Below are 22,537 nucleotides of genomic sequence, written 5' to 3' on the forward strand. Positions count from 1 at the left end.
CTGGTGGTCGCGCCCCACACCGCCGCCGCCGTCCTCCATGCCTTCCGGATAGTCCGTACGCGCCCAGACCGCCCCGTCCCACCAGTAGACGTACTGGACGATGTGCTCCTCGCGCATCATCCCCGCCAGCCACTCCCACGGCAGCCACTCCGGCCCCCGGCGAGCAGATCGATGGGCGGCACCTGGTGACGGGTCTCGCTGTAGTCGACGTCGTAGCCGTACACGATCGCCCGGCCGCCCTCGACCCAGCTCATCCCGTGCCGGCCGTTCCCGACGTCCTCGGTCCGCACCCCGTCGTCCCGCACCGCCGCACCCCACCCCGGGGTGCCCGCGCTGAGCATGGCCGTGGCACACGCCTCCGCCCACATCTCCTCAGGATCCGCCAGCTCCAACTCCACAGCCACGCCCCACTCCCGTCGCACAACGCCCGTCCGCCATACGACGCCGCCCTCAACCCCCAGGTTCAGCCGCACCGTCAGCCCCCACCAATACCGTCCGACCATGCCGCTCGTGGACCGCTACGAGAAGCCCGACCACACCCGGAGTACAGCAACCTCGTCATACGAGGCACCCCCTGGGCCACCGACCTCCCACCGAAACTGGCCCACCTGAACCTCGACCTACTGGACGAGCACGCCTTCGCTCTCCCCAAGGGCGATCTCGCCGGGGCGGGCAACGGCTGGATCCGCGCCACCACCGCGGACCTGAACCACGTCGTCCTCGAAGCCCACGATGCACGCCCACCCCACACCCAGTGGGACGGCGACGTCATGGAGTCGCCCTTCCCCACCGCCGGCCACTGCGCCGATCTGACCCAAGTCATAGCCGAAGCTCCGATGCAAGGCGTGAGACTCGGACCACCGGGCCTGTACCGCGCGCGAATCCACCGCAAATGCCTCGGCGACCGCTGGGAATGGCTATTGCAGTTCTGGCCCGCCAACGGCGTCCTCGACCCACCGCGCCGCCTGTCCCGCGATTCGCGCCCCTTGGACGAAGACTCCGAGCCCTACGCCCGGGCGGCGATGGACCTGGTGGCACACGCCTTGTGGTCACCCGGCCAGGCCACCAAGGCCGCCCTCGCCGAGCGCCTGCTCATGCCTGTCCACGAGATCGACGCCGCCCTGGAGTACGCGCTGCGCCGCGGCCTGCTGCACGTGGACGACCTCACCACCGAGACCATCTCCATGAGCCCGGTGGACAGGCGCCCACCCGAGGAACGCGACCCCTCCGCCGCCCGCGAGCGCCGCGCCGCAATCCAAGCGTGGGCGAAGGCCAACGGCGTGAAGATAAACCAGCGCGGAAACATCCCACCCGCGGTCGAGGAACAGTTCCGCCGCCACCAAGGCCCCCTCGGCTAACAGCCCCAAAGCCCCGGTTCAGGACGGCTACACGCAAGGTCCCAACGCCCGCGGCAGCCCGGCCGCAGGCAGTTCAAGACAGGCCGAGCGGCCCAGCCCGCTCCGCGACCGCGAGCACGGCGCCCGCACCGAACGGACCAGCAATGAAACAGCGGCTCGACCCGCACCCGCGCGGGTGCGGTTCTCAAACGCGTAGGCCGCGCCCTCACGGGTTGGCCCCCAAAGTTCGCTTGAGCTGTCAGCCCCGACCGCTACCGTCCGTCCATGCCTCTCTTAGCCCGCTACGAGCACCCCGAGCACCGTCCCGAATACAGCACCCTCGTTGTCCGAGGCACCCCATGGACCACCGACCTCCCACCGGAACTGGCCCACCTGGACCTCGACCTGCTCGACGAAGACGCCTTCGCCGGATGGCCGCAGGGCGACCTCGGCGGCGCGGGCAACGGCTGGGTCCTCGCCACGACAACGAACCTCAACCACGTCGTACTCGAAGCCCACGACGCGGCGCCGCCTCCGTCCGACGAGCGGTGGGGCGACGTGATGGAGTCGCCACTGCGCAGCGGAGGCCTCGGCGTCAATTTGACTCAGGTCATCGAAAGCGAGCCGATGCGCGGCGTGAGGCTCGGCCCGGCCGGCCTGTACCGCGTCCGCATGTCCCGGAGACGCCTCGACGACCGTTGGCACTGGCTGCTGCAGTTCTGGCCCGCCGGCGGCGTCCTCGAGCCACCGCGCGGCCTGTTCCGCGAGCCACGCTCCGCGCAGGACGACGACCTCGAATCCGACCTGGCCATGGACCTCGTCGCAATAGCGCTGTGGTCACCAGGCCAAGCGTCCAAGGCAGACCTTGCCGAGCGCCTGCTCGTGTCCACACAGGCGATCGACGCCGCGCTGGAGTACGCGTTGCGCTACGACCTGCTGCACGTGGACGACCGCGCCGCCTCCACCGTCTCCATCACTCCTGTGGACAAGCGTCCGCCCGAGGAACGCGACCCCTTCGCCGCCGCCCGCGAGCGCCGCGCCGCACTCGAAGCGTGGGCCAAGGCGAACGGCAAACGCATCAACGTACGCGCGAACCCCCACCCGAGATCCGGTAACGACTCCGCCGCCGCGATCTCCATGACCGTCCCGCTGCCCAAGACGCCCAGGCCCGAACGGCCGGGCGACTAGGCGAGCGTGCTCCCTTGACCGCATCCACCAGCGCCCGCGACAGCCCCGCCCGCAGGCAATTCAAGACGCGCCAAGCCCGCCGTGAGCCCCGCCCGCTCCGCGACCGCGAGCACGGCGTCCACACCCAACTGACCGGCATCCAGGCGCCGCAACAGCGCTTCGACCCGCACCCGCGCGGGCGCCGCGCACCTGCGATTTCAAACGTGTCCGCCGCGCCCTCAGCGTCATCGCCACCGCAAGGAAGGAATCCTCAACCTGGTGGTCGCGTCCCACACCGCCGCCGTCCTGCATGCCTTCCGGATAGTCCGTGTGGGCCCCGGCGCCACGTTCCTGCGCACTGTCGGCCGCGACCTACCGTCCACGCTGGCCGCTACTAGCACTCCGGCCGTGGATTCGACGTGGGCATGCCGCAGCCGCCCAGGACCCTGGGTGTGGATCCGAGGCAGGCCCGGCAGTGGCGGGAATGGGTGATGGTCATGCGGCCCGGTCGAAGGCGGGGTCATCCGGTGGCCCGTTGCTCGGTGCCGCGGGCCGGGCATCGGCCGGCGGCAGTAACCGATACACATACCGGCCATCCCGATCCTTGCTGATCTGGATCTGATCCGGGCGGCTGTGCTTGAACCGGTTATGCCACCCGCAGGTCAGGGTGAGCTGATCGATATCGGTCGGCGATCGGCCGAGCGCCCATCCGTGCACGTGATCCACTTCGCACAGGGTGCCGGGCATCTCGCACCCCCGCACCGCGCACGAGGAGTACAGGGCTTCCAGGACCTGTCGTTGCGCCGGGCTCGCGAACCGCTCGCGCCATCCCAGGTACAGCGGGGTGTTGCCCTTGCCCAGCAGGAGCGGTGCGACTCCGGCCGAGAGGGCGATGCGGCGGGCCTGCTCAGCGGGGATCGGCGTCCCATCGATGAGCCGGGCGGGGGCGTTGCCGCCGGTGAGGGTGTCCAGGTCGCAGATGACGGTGACCTTCGTGGCCTTGTGTCCGCCCGACAACACGCCGGACAAGGCGGCTGCGGTGCGCTCGCCCAGATCCCGGCGGTCATCAGGCCCGGCAGGCTTGGCCAACGGCGCCAGGGTGCCGTCCCAGATCGCGGCGTCCTCGGGGTTCAACCAGCCCTTGACGTACCGGCCGCCATCGAGGGAACGCGTTGTGGTCAGCCATGACTTGGCGTAGCCGCGGCGGGTGTCCTCGTCGGGTTTCTCGGTGCCGTCACGTTCGGCGATGACGTCACGGATGCGGCTGCCGAACGCCGCGACCTTCCCGGCCGAGAACCCTTCATCGACCATCTCCAGCAGCAGCGTCTCAGCCTGCGCGCAGTCGCTGTCATCCAGCCGCGCGACCGAGTCCGCGATGGTGGTGGCGTAGCCGAACGACAGCTCCCCGGCCGCCAGCCGCCGGGCGACCTGCGGAAGACGGTCGCGCTGCCGAGCCAGTACCAGGCGCTCTCTGGCACGGTTGTCGCGCATCCCGAGACGGGACCGCAGCCACGCCTTGGGCGAGGGGTATCCCCACCGGGCCTGTTCACCTGCCGCATCGACGCGGCCGATGAAACCGGCCATCGCGCTTTCCTGGAGGTCGGTCGCGACGGCGAGAGTTTCGGTGAGTTCCAGGCACGCGGCCGCCGATTCGGGCACGTCTCGCCGAGCGAGTTCAGTGGCGATCGCCGAGAGCGCGTCCACCAATTCTGCGGTAGACGCGGCCCCCAACTCGACCGTCACTGAATGCATACAAGTATTCTACTCTCCGTGGCCGGCGATTGCACCGCGAATTCACCGCCGAACGCGAATACCTTCTGGTATTCAAATGGCGGCCATTCGCGCCGCGCCGCCGTCCGCCTCGCCCGTCGTCGGAACACGCGTGTGGAGGGGGGTGGTGGGGTGGCGCGACCCGGGGGCGAGGCAGGCGGAGCCTGCCCCCAACACCGGCCCCGTACGCAAGCACCACCCCAACACCCGAACAGGCTTTGAGACGTTGCGCTTGAGGCACCCGAGCTACGGCAGGTCGCGCTCTCCGCGCTTAACAGCGTCCAGCAGCGCCGGGAACTTCGCGGACGGCAGCGCGATCTTGGGGTCCGCCGGGTCCTTGGAGTCACGGACGCCGATGTTTCCTGCGAGGCCCGCAACCTGCACACAATCCGACTGCGCACCCGAACCGCTCCGGGATGACTTCCGCCACTGTGCGGAAGTCGCCACGTACACCAGGCCCTATCGGGTCTCCGCGGCCGTGCGGGATTCCAAGGATCTTGAAGGTCCCGTGCCCTCGTTCCAGCCGGACGAGTGGACAACGTTCACGCAGCAGGTCAAGACTGGTCTGCACGACCTCAAGCCCTGTGGGTACATGAGGGCTCCCGCTGGGGAAGCGTTGGCCCTGTGGCCGGGCACCGGGGTCAGCTGTCGCTGTAGGCGAGGAAGGTGACAGTGGCGTCGTGGCCGATGCCGACCAATGCGCAGTCGAGCATGTGGCCGGTGACGGGCGAGGAACCGAAGGTGTCGTGGAACTCGCCGTGCTCCCAGTTCCAGGCCGCGTACTCCACGTTGGTCCACCACCGGGCGTCCGGCTGCAGCAGGAAAATGAGGCGCTCTAGCGGCGGCAGTGCTGTCTGCGGAGTCCAAGGACCTGCGGGACTGCCGTAGGCCATTTTCCTGGGTGGAGATGTGCACCAGGAAGGGGGCATCTGTTCGGCGGTGGCCGGTACGGGGCGCAACGCTCGGGTAATTTCGTCCAGCGCGGACGGCGGTGGTGGTCCGACCTCCACGAAAGGCCCCCGGTCGAACGAGGGATCGAAGAGCACGAGGTGGAGGAGTTCGGCCGGGGTGAGGGCCGGGTCGTCGCCGACGTGGACGCGCAGGAAATGGCCGGCGTCGGAGATGAGCGGAGCGAGCAGCCCGCGGATCCGGGCCGCCGTGTTCGGGTCGAGTTTCAACGGGTCAGTCGGTGTCGGCGGCGAGGGCCTCGTAGGCGGGGAGGAGGGCGTCGGTGAGGGGGCGGCGGCGGATCTTCACCGGGGGCGGCGTCGCGACCTGGAGGATGAAGCCGGGCGGGACGGGCGGCGCGGGCGGACGGTCGCGCAGGCGCGCCAGGCCCGACGGGGTCGTCCAGAAGCCGGCGGCCGAGATCGGCTCGTCCTCCATCTCCAGCGGGTCGGGTGCGGCGGCGGGCCCGCGGCGCAGGGCGGCGAGGAGCTGGTCGCGGCCCCGGCCGTTCCATTCGAGGATGAGGAACGGGTCGTCGTCGAACGCCTCGGCGAGCAGGTACAGCACGGCCGCGGCGTGCTCGCACGGGTCGCCCCAGTCGGGGCAGTCGCACATCAGGTGCAGGTCGGAGGCTGTACTGGGGAACAGGGCCAGGCCGAGTTCGGCGAAGACCCACTCGATCTCCGGCGGCATCTCGCCGGCGAGCAGGCGGGCGCGGAACACGGCGCGGGACGCCAGCTCCTTCTCGGCGGCGCGCCAGTCCGCGGCGCCGATCCCCTCGATGCCGAGGGCCACCTCGTACGGCTCGGGCCGGGAGCCCCTCACCTTCGCGGTGACCTCGTACGGCGTGACGCGCAGGTCGAACACCTGGTCCTTGCGGGCGCGGCCGAGGGAGAGGCGTCCGGTGTCGGCCAACGACTCGACGAGGTCGATGAAGCGGCGCGACCACCATTGCGCGCCGATCGAGCCGCGCTTGGTGCGCGCCCTGATGCCCTCGTCGTCCATCAGTCGCTCACCGCCTCGGGGGACAGCCGCAGGACGTCGCGCAGCTCGGCCACGGACAGCTCGGTCAGCCAGTCCTCGCCGGTGCCGACGATGGACTCGGCGAGGGCCTTCTTGCGCTCGATCATCTCGTCGACGCGCTCCTCCATCGTCCCGACGCAGATGAACTTGCGGACCTGCACGTTGCGGGTCTGGCCGATGCGGAACGCCCGGTCGGTGGCCTGGTCCTCGACGGCGGGGTTCCACCACCGGTCGACGTGCACGACGTGGTTGGCGGCGGTCAGCGTGAGGCCGGTGCCGGCGGCCTTGAGGGACAGCAGGAAGATCGCCGGCTCCTCGTCGTGCTGGAAGTGCTGGACGAGGTCGTCGCGCGCCTGCTTCGACGTCCCGCCGTGCAGCCAGAGCACGGGACGTTCCAGCCGGGACGCCAGGTAGGGCTGGAGCATCGAGCCGAACTCGGCGTATTGGGTGAACACGAGCGCCTTCTCGCCCTGGCCGAGGACCTCGGCGCAGATCTCCTCCAGCCGCTCCAGCTTGCCCGAGCGTCCCGGCAGCCGCGAGCCGTCCTTGAGCAGGTGCGCGGGATGGTTGCAGACCTGCTTGAGCTTGGCCATCGTCGCCAGGACGAGCCCGCGCCGCTGCTTGTCGTCGGCCTCGGCGATCTGCTCCAGCATGTCGTCGACGGTGGCCTGGTAGAGCGACGCCTGCTCGGTGGTCAGGTTGCAGTAGACCTTGATCTCCTGCTTCTCCGGCAGGTCGGAGATGATCGACTTGTCGGTCTTGAGGCGGCGCAGGATGAACGGCTGCGTCGCCCGCTTGAGCGCCGCCGCGGCCTGCTCGTCGCCCTCCTTCTCGATCGGCACGGCGAACCGCTGCCGGAACACCGCGCGCGGCCCGAGCAGCCCCGGGTTCGCGAACTCCATGATCGACCAGAGCTCGGTGAGGTGGTTCTCCACGGGCGTGCCGGTGAGCGCGATCCGGGTGCGCGCCGGGATGCTCCGCACCGCCCGGGCCTGCCGGGTGCCGCTGTTCTTCAGCGCCTGCGCCTCGTCGCAGACGACCCGCTCCCAGCCGACGGGAGCGAGCATCTCAGCGTCCCGCGCCGCCGTCCCGTAGGTCGTCAGCACCAGGTCGGCCGCCGCGGCGGCCTCGAGCAGGTCGTCGCCGCGGTGGCGGCCGGTCCCGTGGTGGACGTACACGCGCAGCTTCGGCGCGAACCGCGCCGCCTCCCGCTGCCAGTTCCCCACCAGCGACATCGGTCCGATCAGCAGTGTCGGCCCCGGACGGGCATCCTCCCGCTCGGCGGCGAGAAGCGCCAAGGTCTGCGCGGTGTTGTGGCACAGCATGCCTTCGGCCACGTAGTTGTGGTGCTCTGCGACCTCGAAGTCGTAGACGTAGCCGTCATAGTCGACCTCGTCGACCGAGGCGACCTTGGCGTAGAACACTTCACGAGACGCCCGGTCGTGCAGCGAACCGCGGATCTTTCGCAGCCCGGCCCGGTCGAGATTCTCGTAGGCGGCGGCGGTCCGTGCCGTCCACTTGTTGCCCGTGCGGCTCGCGTGCTCGTCCTGCATCTCGCCGGAGAGCATGCGATCCATTCCTTGGAGCGCAGCTCTCGCCGATGCCCTGGACAATTCCTGGCTGCCGTGGAAGTAGACGGTTTTCACGCCGAAATGCCGCATCGGGAGAGCGGTGAGCTCCCGCGCGCGCCGGAGGAGGTCGCCGCCCGGAACGCCCTCGACGTTGGTGTTGTGCGGCAGGCGGCAGATCGCGTCCAGCCTCGCCTGCTTCGCCGGGTCGGCGATGCCGATGTGCTCGTGGAACAGGCGCAAGCTGTGGCCGCCGATCAGCGCTACCTGGTAGGGCCTCTTGATGCTCCTCCCGTTCGTCGCGTGTTTCCACTTGGTCGTGACGCGCAACCAGATCCCGAAACGGCGAAGCATCGCGCTGAGCTGGCGGATGATCCAGACGGAGGCCGAACTTATCTCGACGAAGCGGGCCTGGGGGTTCACCGAAGCCTCGGCTGCGAAGTAGTGGCGCAGGAAGAGGCGGACGGTCGCGTCATCTGCGGACACGATGCCATCTGGGATGCGCTTGTGCGCTGAGTTCCTGCCCCACTGGTAGGCATGTTCCTCCAGCAGCCGGCGGTACGGCATCCCGCTGAACCTCAGGTAGGCGGCCTTCGCGTTCACCGAAGGCATGATCGCCGGTTCGTCCATCTGGAGTGCGAAACGTTCGGCGATCTTGAGCAGCCGGCCGTGCAGGTCGTGGAGTACCCGTACATCCTTTTGCGTGATGACCACGCTTGAACAGCAGTCCTCGGACCCCTCGGCGATCTGCCATGCCAGGAGCACCGTGAGGTCGGGATCGACCGGGCTGCCGTCGTGGCGGAGACGGGCCGGCACGCAGAGCCGCATCCCGGGGCGGATGTCCCTCGTCCATCCGTCGACTCCCATGAGGCGATGACGCCGGGTCACGACGATCCTGCTTCCGTCGTCCAGGGTGACCTCGCGCACTTTCTCCCGGATGTGCTGGCGGTACAGGCGGGTGATCGGCGCGGTGACGATTCGTCCGTCCTTGGCAATGGAGTTGACCGTCAAGGTCTTCGACGGAACGGACCACTGCCCTTCTCCGTCCGGGTCGATTCCGGTCGCATATCGCGCCCACACGTCCTTCGCCTTGATGAGAGCTCCGTTGACGTGGACGAACTCGTCCTTGCCAATGCACTTACCGAGGCCCATCGAATCCGCGAGGATCGCGCCCAGGCCCAGGCCGTCGAGGAAATTCAGCCAGGCGAGGCCGCGCTCCTGGAAGGGGCGCAGCGTCCCGTTGAATCCCCGGGGCGTGCGCATGGGGGTGAGGCGGCGGTCGGCCTCGCCGGACAGCAGGTCGCCGAAGGTGCCGTCGGCGTCGACGGCGGTCAGCGGGAGCGCCTCGTCGCCCGCGTGGACGATCGCGCGGATCGCCTCGGCGGCGGGCATCCGGCCCCGGCGCGGGTGGCGCAGGAAGTCGAGCGCGGCCTCGAGCTGCTCGTCGTCCAGCTCGACCCACCGGCCGCGCAGCCGGACGAGCGGCGTCTTCAGCCGGGCCAGCTCCTCCAGTTCGGCCTCGTCGATGCTGTCGTCGCCGATGGCGAGGTCCCACCGGAAGCTCACCATGCCCTTGAGGTCGAAGCCGGACGGCGCGGCGGCGCCGGCGGACGCCTCGGGATCCTCGGTCCGGGTCGTCAGCTTCATGCCGAGCTTCGCCTTGCCCGCCCACTGGGGGAGCAGGACGCCGAACCCCGCGGCGGCCAGCATCGGCGCGGCCTGCCGGAGGAAGCGGAACGCGCCCGCGGTGTCGAGGGTCAGCTCGGCGGGCGCCGGGCCGTCGAGCGCGGGCGCCATGTCGGGGAACAGGCGCAGCGCCCGGCCGAGGCCGGCGAGGAGCGTCTCCTCCGCATCGGGGACCGAGGTCGCCTCGCCCGCCCACACCAGCGCGGCGGGCACGTAGAGGCTGGGGTCGTCGGTGCCCTGGAGGGCGAACTCGACGCGCCAGGCGTCGCCGGAGTCCTCGTCTACCTCCTTTTCGGGGAACGGGTCGGCGGTGAACTCCTCGGCGCCCGGCTCGGCGAGGCGGAAGCAAACCCGCAGCGGCCCGGACGGGCGGCGCGCGGCGGCGGCCCACGCGTCCAGCTCGGCGATCAGCTCGCCGGGGTCGTCGCCGGGCTCCCGCGCGACCTCGGCGGACGGGCCGGTCAGCGCCTCCGCCCAGCGTTCGGCGAGCGGCAGCCGGTCGGGGACCCTGCCGCGCCGGGCCGGCAGCAGCGGATGCGGGACGGTGCCCCGGACGGCGGTGTCGACCAGCCCCGACAGCGCCTCCCGCAGCACCCGCGCGGCGGGACGGCCCCCGTCGGCGGCCCGGCACGCGGCGGGCATCGCGCGGGCCAGCGCCCGGAACCGGGCCGGGTCGTCGAGGACGGGGCGCCAGCGGGCGACGAGGTCGCCGTCCTCGCGCAGCAGCGCGGGCAGCACCTGGCCGCGCGCGGCGAGGTGCACCGCCTCGTCCGCGAGGACGCACAGGTACCGCAGGTCGGAGCCGGGGACGACGTCGCCGCTGTGCTCGGCGGCCTGGAGCAGCGCCATCGCCGCGAACGGCTCCAGGACCAGCGCCGGCACCCGCCACGGCCGCAGCTGCGGCTCCCCGGGCACCGGCTCGGGGCCGAGCTCGGCGGACGGCAGCGGATGGTCGCCGTGGGTCGGCAGCGTCATCACCAGCTCGACGCGGAACGCGCCGCGCAGCAGCGGCTCGTAGGACGTCCCGGTGAAGTCGCGGGTCGCGAACGGGTGCGCGTCGCCGCCGGGCGGGTCGTGCGGGCCGGTGCGCTCGGCCCACAGGCAGAGCGCACCGCCATGCCAGGCGGCATGGGCGACCAGCATCCGAACCCCCGGGGTGACGTGCGATGTGACTGCCGGGCCCGAAGCTACCAGTGGGGTGCGACAGCGGACCGCCGTGGCGGGGCGTCCCGGCGGGCTTGTTAGGTTCGGGGCGTCGGTCGACCGGAAGATCTTGGAGGCGTTCGTGGGCGAGTTCGTGCGGGTGGAGACGGAGGGCGGCGTCGCGACGATCCGGCTGGACCGTCCGAAGATGAATGCCCTGAACGCCCAGATGCAGCGGGAGCTGATCGAGGCGGCCCGCGAGGTCACCGCGGACGACGAGGTCGCGGCGGTCGTGCTGTACGGCGGGGAGCGGGTGTTCGCGGCCGGCGCCGACATCAAGGAGATGGCGCCGATGCCGTACGCGGAGATGGCGGCGGGCCACTCGCGGCTGCTGCAGGACTTCACCAAGGCGCTCGCCGCGATCCCGAAGCCGGTCATCGCGGCCATCACCGGGTACGCGCTGGGCGGCGGGCTGGAGGTCGCGCTGACCGCCGACTTCCGCGTCGCGGGCGAGGGCGCCAAGGTCGGGCAGCCGGAGATCCAGCTCGGCATCATCCCCGGCGCGGGCGGCACGCAGCGGCTCGCGCGGCTCGTCGGCCCGTCCAAGGCCAAGGACCTGATCTTCTCCGGGCGGCACGTCGCCGCGGACGAGGCGCTCGCCATGGGCCTGGTGGACCGGGTCGTCCCGGACGCCGACGTCTACACGGCGGCGAAGGAGTGGGCGGCGTCGTTCGCGGGCGGGCCCGCGATCGCGCTGCGCGCCGCGAAGCAGGCCGTGGACGCCGGGCTGGAGGTCGACCTCGCGACGGGGCTGGAGATCGAGCGGGTGCAGTTCGCCGCGCTGTTCGCCACCGAGGACCAGAAGAGCGGCATGAAGTCGTTCATGGAGGAGGGGCCGGGCAAGGCGAAGTTCACGGGCCGCTGAGCGCGCCCTCGCCGGCGGCGCGCTCCTGGGCGTCCAGGACGTCGGCGGCGTAGCGCTCGGTCCACCGGCCCAGGGCGGACAGCGGTTCGAGCATCCCGCGCCCCGGGCCGGTCAGCTCGTACTCCACGCGCGGCGGCGCCTCGGCATAGCGGCGGCGGACGACCATGCCGTTGTGCTCCAGGCGTCGCAGCGTCTCGGTCAGCACCTTGTGGCTGATGCCGCCGATCCGGTCCTGGAGCTCGCGCGGACGGAGCGGGCCGTCCTTCAGCGTCCACAGCACGACGCCCGTCCAGGTTCCGGACAGCAGGTCGAGGCCGAGCCGCGTCCGGCAGTCGGCGACGAACTCGGGATCGTCCATCCTGCCCTTCCCGATACGCACCGGATGGTGCGGAACGAACCGCTTAGCGTCCCGTCCGACGGTAATCGACACGGGAGGTCGTCATGCGGATCGGTGTGCTGGGCGCGGGCAACATGGCGGACGCGCTCGCGACGCAGTGGGCGCGCAAGGGGCACGAGGTGCGGATCGGGGCGCGGAGTCCGGAGAAGGCGGTCGCGCTGGCGGGACGCGTCGGCGACGGCGCGGAGGGCGGGACGCTGCGGGACGCGGCGCGGTTCGGGGAGGCGGTCCTGCTGGCCGTCACCCATGAGGGCGTCGAGGACGCCCTGAGCCAGGCGGGTCACCTCGCGGGCCGCGTCCTGCTCGACTGCACGAACCCGATGGAGCCGCCGTTCGAGCGGCTGAAGACGGGCGGCGGCCCCTCGGCGGCGCGCCGCGTCGCCGACCTGACCGGGGCGCGGGTGGTGAAGGCGTTCAACACCTGCCCCGACACGGTGTGGCGGATGGCGCCGCCGGAGTTCGGCGGGCGGCCCCTCGGCGTCCCGCTGTGCGGGGACGACCCGGACGCGCTGGCCGTGGCGCGCCGGCTGGTGGCCGACATCGGCTGCGTCCCGATGGACGGCGGCGGCCTGGCGCGGGCCGCGCTCCTCGAGGCCGCGACGGCGTTCCTGGTCGGGCTGTGGGTGGCCGGCGAGGACCCGCTGACGATGCTGCCCCCGCCGGACGCGGCGATGGCCCGGCCGCCGCGGCGGACGTCCGAACCCGTCAGCTGACGGCGCGGAGCAGCCCGGCGGATGTCCGTCATGCGTTTTCCGCGGGTGCGCCCGGTCCGGATGAAGATCGCCGATAGCATCTGCCGCCATGCGACACGCGTACCGAACCGCGCTCGTGACCGGCGCGTCCAGCGGGATCGGCGAGAGCTTCGCCCGCCTCCTCGCCGCGCGCGGCACCGACCTGGTCATCGTGGCCCGCCGCGGCGACCTGCTGGACGGGCTCGCCCGCGAGCTGGTCGAGCGGTACCGGGTCGCGGTCGAGGTGCTGGCCGCCGACCTCACCGATCCCGCGCAGCGCGCCGAGATCGAGCGGCGGCTGCGCGCCGAACCGGTCGAGCTGCTGGTCAACAACGCGGGCCACGGCGCCTTCGGAGCGTTCGCGGACCTGCCGGTGGAGGACCACCTGCGGCAGCTGGAGCTGAACGTCACCGCGCTGGTGCGGCTCACCCATGCGGCCCTTCCCGGGATGGTCCTGCGCGGGCGCGGCGGGGTGCTGAACGTCGCGTCCATGGCCGGGTTCACGCCGTCGCCCGGCAGCGCCACCTACGGCGCGACGAAGGCGTACGTCGCGTCCTTCTCCGAGAGCCTGCACGCGGAGGTGGCGTCCAAGGGCGTCCACGTGACCGCGCTGTGCCCCGGGTTCACCCGCACCGAGGACGACGCGCCGGCCAACCTGCTGTGGCTGCGCCGCAACGACGTGGCCAGGGCCGGGCTGGACGCGGTGGCGGCGGGGCGTGCGCTCTGCGTTCCCGGCGCGCAGTACAAGGCGGCGCTGCCCGCGCTGAAGCTCGTCCCGCGCCCGCTGCTGAGGGCCGCCGTCAACCGGATGTGGCACCAGGCGGCCGACACCCAGTGACAGTCGACCGGTGACAAAAACGGGCGCCGGGCCGGCGGGGCCTTCTGCTCAGATCTACAAAACACCCCTGGGGCGGATTGTCACGGGGGTGACTTGACGCGGGTCGGGCCGAATGGCGACCATCGAACCTACGCTTCAGTAGGTTAGAACGGCCTGCTGGGCGCCCCATTCCGTGCCGCGGGCGCGGCGGCACCGTCCGGCACTCCGACACCTCCAGCGAAGGAAGCGCATGTCCGTGACCCCCGAAGAGAAGTTCCAGACCGGCCTCCTGCTCGACCTCGAGCCGGTGGTCGAGAAGGAGCTCGACCGGCACCTGTCCATGGCCAAGGAGTGGTTCCCGCACCAGTACGTGCCGTGGAGCGAGGGCCGCGACTTCGACGGGCCGCTCGACGGCGAGCCCTGGTCGATCGAGCAGTCGAAGGTGACCCCGGAGGCCCGCGAGTCACTCATCGTCAACCTGCTCACCGAGGACAACCTGCCCGGCTACCACAACGCGATCGCCACCGTCTTCGGCCGCGAGGGCGCCTGGGGCACCTGGGTCAACCGGTGGACGGCCGAGGAGAACCGGCACGGCATCGTCATCCGCGACTACCTCACCGTCACCCGCGCGGTGGACCCGGTCGCGCTGGAGCGCGCCCGGATGCGCCACATGGAGGCGGGCTACGAGGCCGACCACGGCGAGTCGTTCCTGCACGGCACCGCGTACGTGTCGTTCCAGGAGCTGGCCACCCGCGTGTCGCACCGCAACACCGGCAAGGCGTCCGGCGACCCGCTCTGCGAGCAGATGATGGCGCGCGTCGCGGCGGACGAGAACCTGCACATGATCTTCTACCGGAACCTGATGGCCGCCGCGCTGGACGCCGCCCCGAACGAGACGATGCGCGCCATCACCGACGTCGTGAAGGCGTTCCAGATGCCCGGCCACAGCATCGACGGGTTCCTGCGCAAGTCGGTCGTCATCGCCAACGCCGGCATCTACGACCTGCGGCTGCACCACGACGACGTCCTCACCCCGGTGCTGCGCAAGTGGGGCGTCTTCGACCGCACGGACCTGACCGGCGACGGCGACAAGGCCCGCGAGGAGCTCGCCGAGTTCCTGGAGCAGCTCGACGCCGCCGCCACCAAGTTCGAGACCCGCCGCGAGGAGCGCCGCGCCCGCCTGGAGGCCCGCAAGGGCTGACGCCTGGTCGGGCCCGCGACCGCGCTCGCCCCGTGCCGCGGCCGTTCCGTGATCTTCTGGCGGGAACGGCCGGGCCGCCGCCGGCGTCCGATCGGGCTCCCCGGAACGCGACCGCCGTTTCCGGCGTCTCAGTGTTCATGGGGACTCATCGGCGGCTGGGCGAGTATCGGTTGCTGGACGAGATCGGCCGGGGGAGCACCGCGATCGTGCACCTGGCCCTGGACTCCCAGGGCCGCGAGGTCGCGGTCAAGGAGCTGTGCCCGCAGGTCGCGGGCGAACCGGAGGCGCTGGCGCGGCTGGCCCGCGAGCTGGCCGTGCAGGCCCGGGTGAACAGCCGGTACGTGGCCCGGCTGCTGGACGGGCGGGTCTCGGCGGAGCGGCCCTACGTCGTCATGCAGTACGTCCCGGGGTGCCCGCTGAACGACCTGGTCAAGGCGTACGGGCCGCTCGCGGGGGACCGGCTCGTCCGGTTCGCGCGGCAGCTGGCCCTCGCCGTCGCCGACGTGCACGACGCGGGCGTGCTGCACCGGGACGTCTCGCCCGGCAACGTGATCGTGCTCGGCGACCGGCCGACGCTGATCGACTTCGGCATCTCGCACCAGGCGGGCATGGAGCAGATCACCCGGCGCGGGATGGTCGTGGGGACGCCCGCCTACCTGGCGCCCGAGCTGATCGAGGGGGAGCGCGCCACGACGGCGTCGGACGCGTTCTCCTGGGCGGCGACCGCCGCGTTCGCCGCGACGGGCCGCCCGCCGTTCGGCCGCGGCTCGCTGCACGGGGTGTGCTTCCGGATCCTGCGCGGCCAGGCCGATCTGGACGGTGTGCCGGAGCCGCTGCTCGGCGTGGTGCGCCGCGCGCTGTCGCGGGACCCGGCCGCCCGCCCGTCCGCCCGCTGGATCGCAGGGGCGCTCGCGCAAAGTGATGACACCATCACGGTTCGCCGCCGAAATGCGGCGGCCTGAGATGACCGTTGAATCCTTCCCGCCGGGGCGACGAAGGTAGGGTTTCGGAAACGATGGAGGGAGCAGTCACGTCCGGGGACCGTATCGGCCACTACAGCGTGCTCCAGACCCTCGGGGAAGGGGGCATGGGCGTCGTCTACCTCGGCGCCGACCCCGAGGGGCGCAACGTGGCCATCAAGGTGCTGCGACCGGCGGTGGCCGGCGACGCCACGGCGCGCCGCCGGCTGGCCCGCGAGGTCGACTCGATGCGGCGCGTGCACAGCCCCCACGTCGCGGAGATCCTCGACGCCGACGTCACCGCCGACCAGCCCTACATCGTCACCCAGTACGTGCCCGGCCGCACGCTGGAGGAGATCGTCGAGGAGGGCGGCCCGATCTACGGGCCGGGCCTGCAGCGGCTGACCGTCGGGCTCGCCTCGGCGCTGTCGGCGATCCACGGCGCCGGGATCGTGCACCGCGACCTCAAGCCCGGCAACGTCATGATCGTTGACGGCGAGCCGGTCGTGATCGACTTCGGCATCGCGCAGGGCGCGGACGCGACCCGGCTGACCGCCACCGGGATGGTCATCGGCACCCCCGGCTACCTCGCCCCGGAGATCATCGAGGGCGAGGACGCGGGGCCGCCGTCCGACGTGCACGCGCTCGCCGGCACGGTCGCCTACGCCGCGACCGGCCGCCCGCCGTTCGGCGCCGGCACCTTCGAGTCGATCTTCTACAAGATCATGCAGGGCACGCCGGACCTGGACGGCGTCCCGGACGCGCTGCTGCCGCTGCTGCGCTCGGCGATGGCCCGCAACCCGGCCGAGCGGCCCACCGCGGTCAACCTCGTCCAGCTCGCGCGGCGCATCCACCTCGAAGCGACGATCACCGACCAGACCCGGGTCGACCAGCACTACACCCGCCCGGACGGGACGGCCCCGCCGGTCGAGCAGCCCGCGCCCGACCACGCCCGGCAGTTCGCGATGCCGCCGAGCGAGACCGCCGGCCGCGCCGGCGGGCACACCGCCACGCCCCCGCCCGCGCCGCTCCCGGCGCCCGCGCCCGTCCCCGCGCAGCCGAAGGACTTCGTCGGGCAGCTGCCGCCCGCCGCGCCGCCGCCCGTCCCGCCGCCCGCGCCCGGCCCCTACGACGCCCCGTCCCGCTACGGGCAGCAGGGCTACGGCCCGCAGGGGACGTACCCGCCGGCGAACTACGGCCCTTACAACCAGCCGAACCAGCCGCCGAACCAGCCCCCGCCGAACGCGCTGCAGCGCGGCCCCCAGCAGGGCGGCCCGTACGACCCGCAGCGGGACGCGCCGCACCGCCGACCCGAGCCCGCCCGCGACGACCGCAAGGACGCCCCCAAGCCCTACGGCTGGTACCGGGTGCTCGGCTTCATCGTGCTGGTGGCGCTGCTCGGCTTCGCCAACATCGCGCCGCTGCTCGCCGTCGGCGTGACGATCGCGGGCGTGCTGGTGCTGCGCAGCGCCGACAAGGCCGCGCAGGGCATGGAGGGCAAGCGGACCCGGCGCGGCCCCCGCTCGGGTGACGCGGTCGCGGCCGCGTTCCGGACCCCGCTGCACCTGCCCGGCGCCGTGATGGTGACCGCGCTGCTGTCGGCGCTCAGCCTGTTCGCCGGGCTCGTCCTGCTCGGCGTGCTGATCTTCACCAAGTCCGACATGACGGCGTCCCGGGCGATCGCGTACTCGGCGATGGCGGTGATCGGGCTGCTCTGCCTGGCGCCGGGCAGCGGCGCGCCGCGGCGCCAGCTCGCCCGCATCTGGGGCGCGCTGCTCCCGCGCGCGGAGGCCGCGCTCGCCGCCGCCCTCATCCTGGGGATCTTCGCCGCCGTGCTGGTCGGCCTCTCCCAGAAGCAGCCCCCCGACACCACCCCGCTGGACGGCATGAGCCAGAACCTGGAGAGCCTGCGCAGCGATGTCCACGACCTCGTCACCGGGTTCCCGTTCGTCTGACGGAGCCTGGGTCCCCCCGCCGCCGGACGGGGCGACCGGCGGCCCCCCGCCGTTCGCCGCCCCCGTCCCCGCACCACCGCTCCCGCAGGACGCGCTCCCCGCCGAACCCGCCGCCCCGGAGCCGCCCGCCGTGCCGGAACCGCCTGCCGCGCCCGCGCCCGAGTCGCAGGCCGCGCCCGAGCCGGAGGAGACGGGGGAGCAGAGCGGGATGATCGGCCCGTACCGCCCGGTGGAGCTGATCGGCTCCGGCGGCATGGGGCAGGTGTTCCGCGCCCGCGACCCGCGCGGCGGCACGTTCGCCGTCAAGACCCTGCACCCGCACCTGGTCGACGCCGCCGACTCGCGCGCCCGGCTGCGCCGCGAGGTCGAGACGATGGGCCGCGTCACCAGCCCCCGCGTCGCCGAGATCGTCGAGTTCGACGTCGACGCCCGCGTCCCCTACATCGTCACCCGCTACGTCGAGGGACGGCCGCTGCTGGACGAGATCCGCGGCGGCGGCGCGATCACCGGCGCGGCGCTGTGGCGGATCGCGGTCGGCACCGCCGAGGCGCTCGAGGCCGTCCACCGGGCCGGCGTCGTGCACCGCGACATCAAGCCCGGCAACGTGCTGCTGGAGGCGGGCGAGCCGGTCGTGATCGACTTCGGCATCTCGCAGGGCGTCGACGACACCCGGCTCACCCACACCGGCGGCGGCCGGTCGGGAACCTGGCGCTACCTCGCGCCCGAGCTGCTGGAGGGCGCCGACGCGGGGCCCGCCGCCGACGTGTTCGCCTGGGCCGCGACCGTCGCGTTCGCGGCGACCGGCGTCGACCTGTACGACGCGCCGAACGACGCGGCGGTCTGCGTCCGGATCATCCGCGGCGACCACGACCTGAGCGGCGTCCCGGACGAGCTGCGCCCGCTGCTCGCCGACGCGCTCGCCGCCGACCCGTCCGCCCGCCCGTCCGCGGAGGCGCTGGTGAAGCGGCTGCGGGCGCTGCGCCCCGACTCCGCCGGGCTGCGGGTGTCCAGCGGCAGCGGCCCGGCCGTGTCCACCGGCGGCCGGGTGCCGGACGGCAGGCCGCGCCCGCTCGCACCGATCGGCCCGTACCGCCCGCTGCAGCGGCTCGGCCGCGGCGGCATGGGCGACGTCTTCCTCGCCCGCGCCGACGACGGCCGGATGGTCGCGATCAAGACGCTGCACCCGTTCCTGCCCGCCGAGTTCCAGGCGAAGGACCGGCTGAGCCGCGAGGTCGAGGCGATGCGCCGGATCCGCAGCCGCAACGTCGTCGAGCTCGTCGACCACGACGTGGACGCCGACCCGCCCTACATCGTCACCCGCTACGTCGAGGGCACCTCGCTGCTGGAGACGGTCAAGGGCCGCGGCCCGTTGCCCCGCGACGGGCTGCTGCGGCTGGCCGGCGGCCTCGCCGACGCGCTCGCCGCCGTCCACGAGGCCGAGAGCGTCCACCGCGACGTCAATCCGGGCAACGTGATGCTGGTGTCCGGCGACCCGGTCCTCATCGACTTCGGCATCGCCTACCTCACCGGCGCGTCGCGGCTCACCCAGGGGCCGGTCGGTACGCCCGGCTACGTCTCGCCCGAGGTGCTGGAGGGCAAGCCCGCCGGCCCGCCCACCGACGTCTTCGGCTGGGCCGCGACGATCGCCTACGCCGCCACCGGGCGCCGCACCTACGAGGCGACGAGCCCGGCGGCGTTCGTCCGCCGCGTCCTGACCGGCTGGCCGGACCTCGCCGGCATCGACCCCGACCTGCGCGAGGTGCTGGAGGACGCGCTGGCCCGCGACCCCGGCCAGCGGCCCGACGCGGCGGAGCTCGCCGCGCGCTTCGCCAACCCGGGCTCGATCGCGCCGCGGCTGCGGCTGAAGCCCGCGCCGAAACCGGAGCCGCCCCCGCCGCCCAAGCCGAAGCCGCCGGCGGACCGGGTCGTCGCCGGCCGCGCCGCGTTCGCGCAGGCCGGCTTCGCGCTGACGGTGTCGGTGATCGAGGTGTCGCTCGGCGAGGCCAAGCGGGAGCTCGTCGCCGCCGAGCGCAGCCACGCCATCGGCGGGACCTGGTCGGAGCACGCCGCGGGCCACGCCCGCAAGTCACTCGACGCGGCGACGCGCGCGGCCCGCGACGCGCGGACCGGCACCGGCGTCCCCGCCAACGGCCCCCGGCTCGCCGAGATCTACCAGGCCGCGAGCCTGTACGCGCGGCACGCGCAGGGCGTGCTGCAGGGCCGTCCGGTGATGCCGGGGCAGCTCGCCGACGTCCGCCGCGTCATGGCGCTGCTCGGCACCGCCCGCTTCACCCGCGCCCGCTTCAAGGAGGGGTACGACCCCGCCGAGGTCGACGGGTTCGTCGGCCGCGTCCGCGACTGGCTGGCCGGCGACCGCCGCGGCCTCGCCGAGGTGATCGGCGCCGACGACGTCCGCGCCCGCTCCTTCACCCTGCGGCGCCTCCGCGAGACCTACGACAAGGACGAGGTCGACGCCTTCCTCGCGGCCTTGGAGACCGAGCTCCGCCGCACCGGATATGTGTAGCCGGTGGGTCGTCGGTCGGTAGGGTGGCGGGCCATATGAGCGGCGAGACGAGCCACCAGGAGCACATCGGGCCGTACCGGCTGCTGTCGCCGCCGGCCGGCGGGACCGGCGTGCACCGGGCCACCGGGCCCGACGGGCGCGATGTGGCGATCCGGCTGCTCCCGCCCGGCGCCGCGCCCGACATCGAGCGGATGCGCGCGGTGCTCAGCCCGTACGCGGCGGACGTGCTGGACGGTGAGACCGGGGTGCGGCGGCCGTACGTGGTGTCGCGGTTCGTCCCGGGACGTCCGCTGGCGGAGGTCGTCGCGGAGCAGGGGCCGCTGCCGGGCGACGCGCTGCGGCGGATGGCGGCCGGGCTGGCGAAGGCGCTGGCCGCGGTGCACCGGGCGGGCCTGGCGCACGGCGAGCTGGGGCCCGGGACGGTGCTCGTGGTGGACGGCGCGCCCGTCGTCGTGGACTTCGGGCTCGTCGCGGGGGCGCACAGGCCGGGTGACGTGCACGCGTGGGCGGCGACGGTGGCGTTCGCGGCGACCGGGCGGTACGCGGCGCCGCCGGACGCGCTGCCCGCCGACCTGCGCCCGCTGGTGGCGGCGGCCGCGGATCCGGATCCGGCGGCCCGGCCGGACGCGGAGCGCCTCGCGGAGGAGGCGTCCCGGCTGGTGGTGCGGCCGGCGCGGCCCGTTCCGGCGCCCGCGCCCGCGGTGGAGGCGGCCGCGCCGCGGCCGGTGGCGCCGGCCCCCGCCGAGCCGGCGGCGTCCCCGGGCGGGCCGGCGGTGGCGCAGGCGTGGGCGCGGCTGCTCGCGGCGACGGTGGTGGTGATCGGGGTCGGCGTCGCGGTGATGATGCCGATCGCGGGGCTGCTGCTGACCCTCGCCGCGGTGACGGTGCTGCGCGCGGCCATGTCCGACACGGTCGCGGGGTGGGCGTGGGCGCTCGGCCGGACGGCGCTGACCGTCCCGTACGCGGCGGCGCTGACGGTGGCGGTGCCGCTCGGGCTGGCGGCGGCGTCGGTGCTCGGCGGGGAGATCGACTCGCTGGGCGCGTGCGCGTTCGGCGCGGGGGCCGGGGCGGCGGTGCTGTGGACGGCGCCGGGCGTCAGCGCGCCGCGCCGGCAGCTGGAGCGGATGTTCACGGCGGTCGCGGGGAGCCCGCGGCGGATCGCGGTCGCGGGGGCGGCGCTCGGGGCGCTGGCGCTGCTCGCGGTGGTCGGGGCGATGTCGCTGACGCCGAGCTTCGCGCCGATGTACGGGCTGCAGAGCACGCTGGAGCGCTCGATGGACCGGCTGCAGAACGCCATGGACCGCTGGTGACTATGAACTGCGTCACGCCGCCATCCGGACGGGGGTCGCCCCGTAAACGCGGCGGTCACGTGGGTAAGGTCTCACGAACTGGGATTTGCCAGCAGGCTACCGATGAGTAACATTTGTGGTGCACGGCCGAACCGGGGACCCGGCTCTGAAGCACGTTCGGGTGTTTGGCAGGCTGTGACTGCGAATCGCATGTCAGCGTCGACCCGGCATGGGCGGCGCGCCCCTCTGTCCGCTTACCCCAGCGGCCAACTGAGTGCAGGGAGGTCGGCCACCGGCCATGAACATCGTCGTCCTGGTGAAGCAGGTTCCCGATACGGAGAGCCCGCGCAAGCTGAAGTCCGATGACAGCACGCTCGACCGCGCTGCCGCGGACGGTGTCATCAACGAACTCGATGAGTACGCCATCGAAGAGGCGCTGCGCATCAAGGAGGCCCAGGGCGGCGAGGTGACCGTTCTGACCATGGGCCCCGACAAGGCCACCGACTCCATCCGCAAGTCGCTGGCGATGGGCGCCGACAAGGCCGTCCACCTCGTGGACGACGCCCTCGCCGGCTCCGACGCGCTGCAGACCTCCTACGCGATCCAGCAGGCGCTCGGCCGCACCGGCTTCGACCTGGTCATCCTCGGCTCGGAGTCCACGGACGCGCGCACCGGCGTGCTCGCCGCGATGCTCGCCGAGCGGCTCGGCGTGCCGCAGGTGTCGCTGGCCAACAAGGTCGAGATCGACGGCTCGTCCATCAAGGCGCAGCGGGTCACCGACTACGGCTTCGACCGCGTCGAGGCGACCCTGCCCGCGGTGGTCTCCGTGGTCGAGAAGATCAACGAGCCGCGCTACCCCTCGTTCAAGGGGATCATGGCGGCCAAGAAGAAGCCGGTCGAGACGCTCGGCATCGCCGACGCCGGCATCGACGCCGCGCAGGTCGGCCTGGCGAACGCGGCCACCGAGGTGGTCGACTTCGCCGAGGCCCCGCCGCGCGCGCAGGGTCAGATCGTCACCGACGAGGGCGACGGCGGCGTGAAGATCGCCGAGTTCCTCGCGTCGAAGAAGTTCGTCTGACCGAGGAAGGGGATTGGAA

At 72.8% G+C, this 22,537-nt stretch carries 19 protein-coding genes and 1 pseudogene; 12 read left to right on the forward strand and 8 right to left on the reverse strand.

Annotated elements, in window-relative coordinates; translation table 11 throughout:
* Positions 1-116: 116 nt before the first annotated feature.
* On the reverse strand, positions 117-404 hold the full coding sequence (locus F8568_RS02755; RefSeq protein WP_151591021.1) for a hypothetical protein: 288 nt from the start codon (positions 402-404) through the stop codon (positions 117-119).
* Positions 405-845: 441 nt separating this feature from the next.
* Between F8568_RS02755 and F8568_RS47705 the strand changes: the two genes are divergently transcribed.
* Positions 846-1,358, forward strand: coding sequence for an Lsr2 family DNA-binding protein (locus tag F8568_RS47705; protein ID WP_236008304.1), 513 nt, complete (start codon positions 846-848; stop codon positions 1,356-1,358).
* A 264-nt stretch (positions 1,359-1,622) separates the two neighbouring features.
* On the forward strand, positions 1,623-2,525 hold the full coding sequence (locus F8568_RS02765; RefSeq protein ID WP_151591023.1) for a hypothetical protein: 903 nt from the start codon (positions 1,623-1,625) through the stop codon (positions 2,523-2,525).
* Positions 2,526-2,999: 474 nt separating this feature from the next.
* On the opposite strand, the gene F8568_RS02770 is transcribed toward F8568_RS02765, so the two are convergent.
* Both F8568_RS02770 and F8568_RS02775 read right to left on the reverse strand, forming a co-directional pair.
* Entirely contained in the window at positions 3,000-4,256 is a 1,257-nt protein-coding gene (locus F8568_RS02770; RefSeq protein WP_151591025.1) for an HNH endonuclease signature motif containing protein, read from the reverse strand.
* Between the two features lie 264 nt (positions 4,257-4,520).
* Entirely contained in the window at positions 4,521-4,727 is a 207-nt protein-coding gene (locus F8568_RS02775) for a DUF397 domain-containing protein (RefSeq protein ID WP_151591027.1), read from the reverse strand.
* Between F8568_RS02775 and F8568_RS50905 the strand changes: the two genes are divergently transcribed.
* Positions 4,630-4,944 (forward strand): DUF397 domain-containing protein, encoded by a 315-nt coding sequence (locus F8568_RS50905; RefSeq protein WP_151591029.1) that lies wholly within the window; start codon positions 4,630-4,632, stop codon positions 4,942-4,944. The two genes, F8568_RS02775 and F8568_RS50905, sit on opposite strands and share 98 nt — an antisense overlap.
* Here F8568_RS50905 and F8568_RS02785 read toward each other — a convergent pair.
* From F8568_RS02785 to F8568_RS50160, 4 genes and pseudogenes are all read right to left on the reverse strand, one after another.
* Entirely contained in the window at positions 4,916-5,452 is a 537-nt protein-coding gene (locus F8568_RS02785; protein ID WP_151591031.1) for a hypothetical protein, read from the reverse strand. The two genes, F8568_RS50905 and F8568_RS02785, sit on opposite strands and share 29 nt — an antisense overlap.
* A gap of 4 nt (positions 5,453-5,456) precedes the next feature.
* On the reverse strand, positions 5,457-6,227 hold the full coding sequence (locus F8568_RS02790; RefSeq protein ID WP_151591033.1) for an SWIM zinc finger family protein: 771 nt from the start codon (positions 6,225-6,227) through the stop codon (positions 5,457-5,459).
* Positions 6,227-9,205, reverse strand: coding sequence for an SNF2-related protein (locus tag F8568_RS02795; protein WP_328600715.1), 2,979 nt, complete (start codon positions 9,203-9,205; stop codon positions 6,227-6,229). Before F8568_RS02795 ends, F8568_RS02790 begins: the two co-directional genes overlap by 1 nt.
* Positions 9,191-10,642, reverse strand: a pseudogene (locus F8568_RS50160) (SNF2 helicase-associated domain-containing protein); the annotation flags it as partial. The gene F8568_RS02795 and the pseudogene F8568_RS50160, both read right to left, overlap by 15 nt.
* A gap of 142 nt (positions 10,643-10,784) precedes the next feature.
* Between F8568_RS50160 and F8568_RS02800 the strand changes: the two are divergent.
* Positions 10,785-11,567 carry an enoyl-CoA hydratase/isomerase family protein gene (locus F8568_RS02800; protein WP_151591037.1) on the forward strand — a complete coding sequence of 261 codons (783 nt, stop codon included), beginning with the start codon at positions 10,785-10,787 and terminating at the stop codon, positions 11,565-11,567.
* Here the strand turns inward: F8568_RS02800 and F8568_RS02805 are convergent.
* Positions 11,554-11,925 carry a winged helix-turn-helix transcriptional regulator gene (locus F8568_RS02805; protein ID WP_151591039.1) on the reverse strand — a complete coding sequence of 124 codons (372 nt, stop codon included), beginning with the start codon at positions 11,923-11,925 and terminating at the stop codon, positions 11,554-11,556. The two genes, F8568_RS02800 and F8568_RS02805, sit on opposite strands and share 14 nt — an antisense overlap.
* An 83-nt stretch (positions 11,926-12,008) precedes the next feature.
* Here F8568_RS02805 and F8568_RS02810 point away from each other — a divergent pair, with 83 nt between their 5' ends.
* From F8568_RS02810 to F8568_RS02845, 8 genes are all read left to right on the forward strand, one after another.
* Positions 12,009-12,677, forward strand: coding sequence for an NADPH-dependent F420 reductase (locus F8568_RS02810; RefSeq protein WP_151591041.1), 669 nt, complete (start codon positions 12,009-12,011; stop codon positions 12,675-12,677).
* A gap of 88 nt (positions 12,678-12,765) precedes the next feature.
* Positions 12,766-13,533 (forward strand): SDR family NAD(P)-dependent oxidoreductase, encoded by a 768-nt coding sequence (locus tag F8568_RS02815; protein WP_151591043.1) that lies wholly within the window; start codon positions 12,766-12,768, stop codon positions 13,531-13,533.
* 229 nt (positions 13,534-13,762) lie between these two features.
* Complete coding sequence (locus F8568_RS02820; RefSeq protein ID WP_151591045.1) at positions 13,763-14,713, forward strand: acyl-ACP desaturase; 951 nt, start codon at positions 13,763-13,765, stop codon at positions 14,711-14,713.
* A 170-nt stretch (positions 14,714-14,883) separates the two neighbouring features.
* Entirely contained in the window at positions 14,884-15,675 is a 792-nt protein-coding gene (locus F8568_RS02825) for a serine/threonine-protein kinase (protein ID WP_160573486.1), read from the forward strand.
* A gap of 53 nt (positions 15,676-15,728) precedes the next feature.
* Complete coding sequence (locus tag F8568_RS02830; protein ID WP_160573487.1) at positions 15,729-17,627, forward strand: serine/threonine-protein kinase; 1,899 nt, start codon at positions 15,729-15,731, stop codon at positions 17,625-17,627.
* A gap of 130 nt (positions 17,628-17,757) precedes the next feature.
* Positions 17,758-20,151 carry a protein kinase domain-containing protein gene (locus F8568_RS02835; RefSeq protein WP_151591049.1) on the forward strand — a complete coding sequence of 798 codons (2,394 nt, stop codon included), beginning with the start codon at positions 17,758-17,760 and terminating at the stop codon, positions 20,149-20,151.
* Positions 20,152-20,186: 35 nt separating this feature from the next.
* Positions 20,187-21,461, forward strand: coding sequence for a hypothetical protein (locus F8568_RS02840; RefSeq protein WP_160573488.1), 1,275 nt, complete (start codon positions 20,187-20,189; stop codon positions 21,459-21,461).
* A gap of 277 nt (positions 21,462-21,738) precedes the next feature.
* The gene (locus F8568_RS02845) at positions 21,739-22,518 is read left to right on the forward strand and encodes an electron transfer flavoprotein subunit beta/FixA family protein (RefSeq protein ID WP_151591051.1); all 780 of its coding nucleotides are present in this window, start codon (positions 21,739-21,741) and stop codon (positions 22,516-22,518) included.
* Positions 22,519-22,537: the final 19 nt, after the last annotated feature.

The sequence above is a fragment of the Actinomadura physcomitrii genome, from assembly GCF_008923205.2.
In the GTDB taxonomy this organism is placed as follows: Bacteria; Actinomycetota; Actinomycetes; order Streptosporangiales; family Streptosporangiaceae; genus Spirillospora; species Spirillospora physcomitrii.

Bases quoted from the DNA above. Each gene is read 5' to 3' on its own strand.
- F8568_RS02765 (WP_151591023.1), top strand. From the start codon at position 1,623: ATGCCTCTCTTAGCCCGCTACGAGCACCCCGAGCACCGTCCCGAATAC.
- F8568_RS02770 (WP_151591025.1), bottom strand. From the start codon at position 4,256: ATGCATTCAGTGACGGTCGAGTTGGGGGCCGCGTCTACCGCAGAATTG.
- F8568_RS50905 (WP_151591029.1), top strand. From the start codon at position 4,630: ATGTTTCCTGCGAGGCCCGCAACCTGCACACAATCCGACTGCGCACCC.
- F8568_RS02790 (WP_151591033.1), bottom strand. From the start codon at position 6,227: ATGGACGACGAGGGCATCAGGGCGCGCACCAAGCGCGGCTCGATCGGC.
- F8568_RS02795 (WP_328600715.1), bottom strand. From the start codon at position 9,205: ATGCCCGCCGCCGAGGCGATCCGCGCGATCGTCCACGCGGGCGACGAG.
- F8568_RS02805 (WP_151591039.1), bottom strand. From the start codon at position 11,925: ATGGACGATCCCGAGTTCGTCGCCGACTGCCGGACGCGGCTCGGCCTC.
- F8568_RS02810 (WP_151591041.1), top strand. From the start codon at position 12,009: ATGCGGATCGGTGTGCTGGGCGCGGGCAACATGGCGGACGCGCTCGCG.
- F8568_RS02815 (WP_151591043.1), top strand. From the start codon at position 12,766: ATGCGACACGCGTACCGAACCGCGCTCGTGACCGGCGCGTCCAGCGGG.
- F8568_RS02820 (WP_151591045.1), top strand. From the start codon at position 13,763: ATGTCCGTGACCCCCGAAGAGAAGTTCCAGACCGGCCTCCTGCTCGAC.
- F8568_RS02830 (WP_160573487.1), top strand. From the start codon at position 15,729: ATGGAGGGAGCAGTCACGTCCGGGGACCGTATCGGCCACTACAGCGTG.
- F8568_RS02840 (WP_160573488.1), top strand. From the start codon at position 20,187: ATGAGCGGCGAGACGAGCCACCAGGAGCACATCGGGCCGTACCGGCTG.
- F8568_RS02845 (WP_151591051.1), top strand. From the start codon at position 21,739: ATGAACATCGTCGTCCTGGTGAAGCAGGTTCCCGATACGGAGAGCCCG.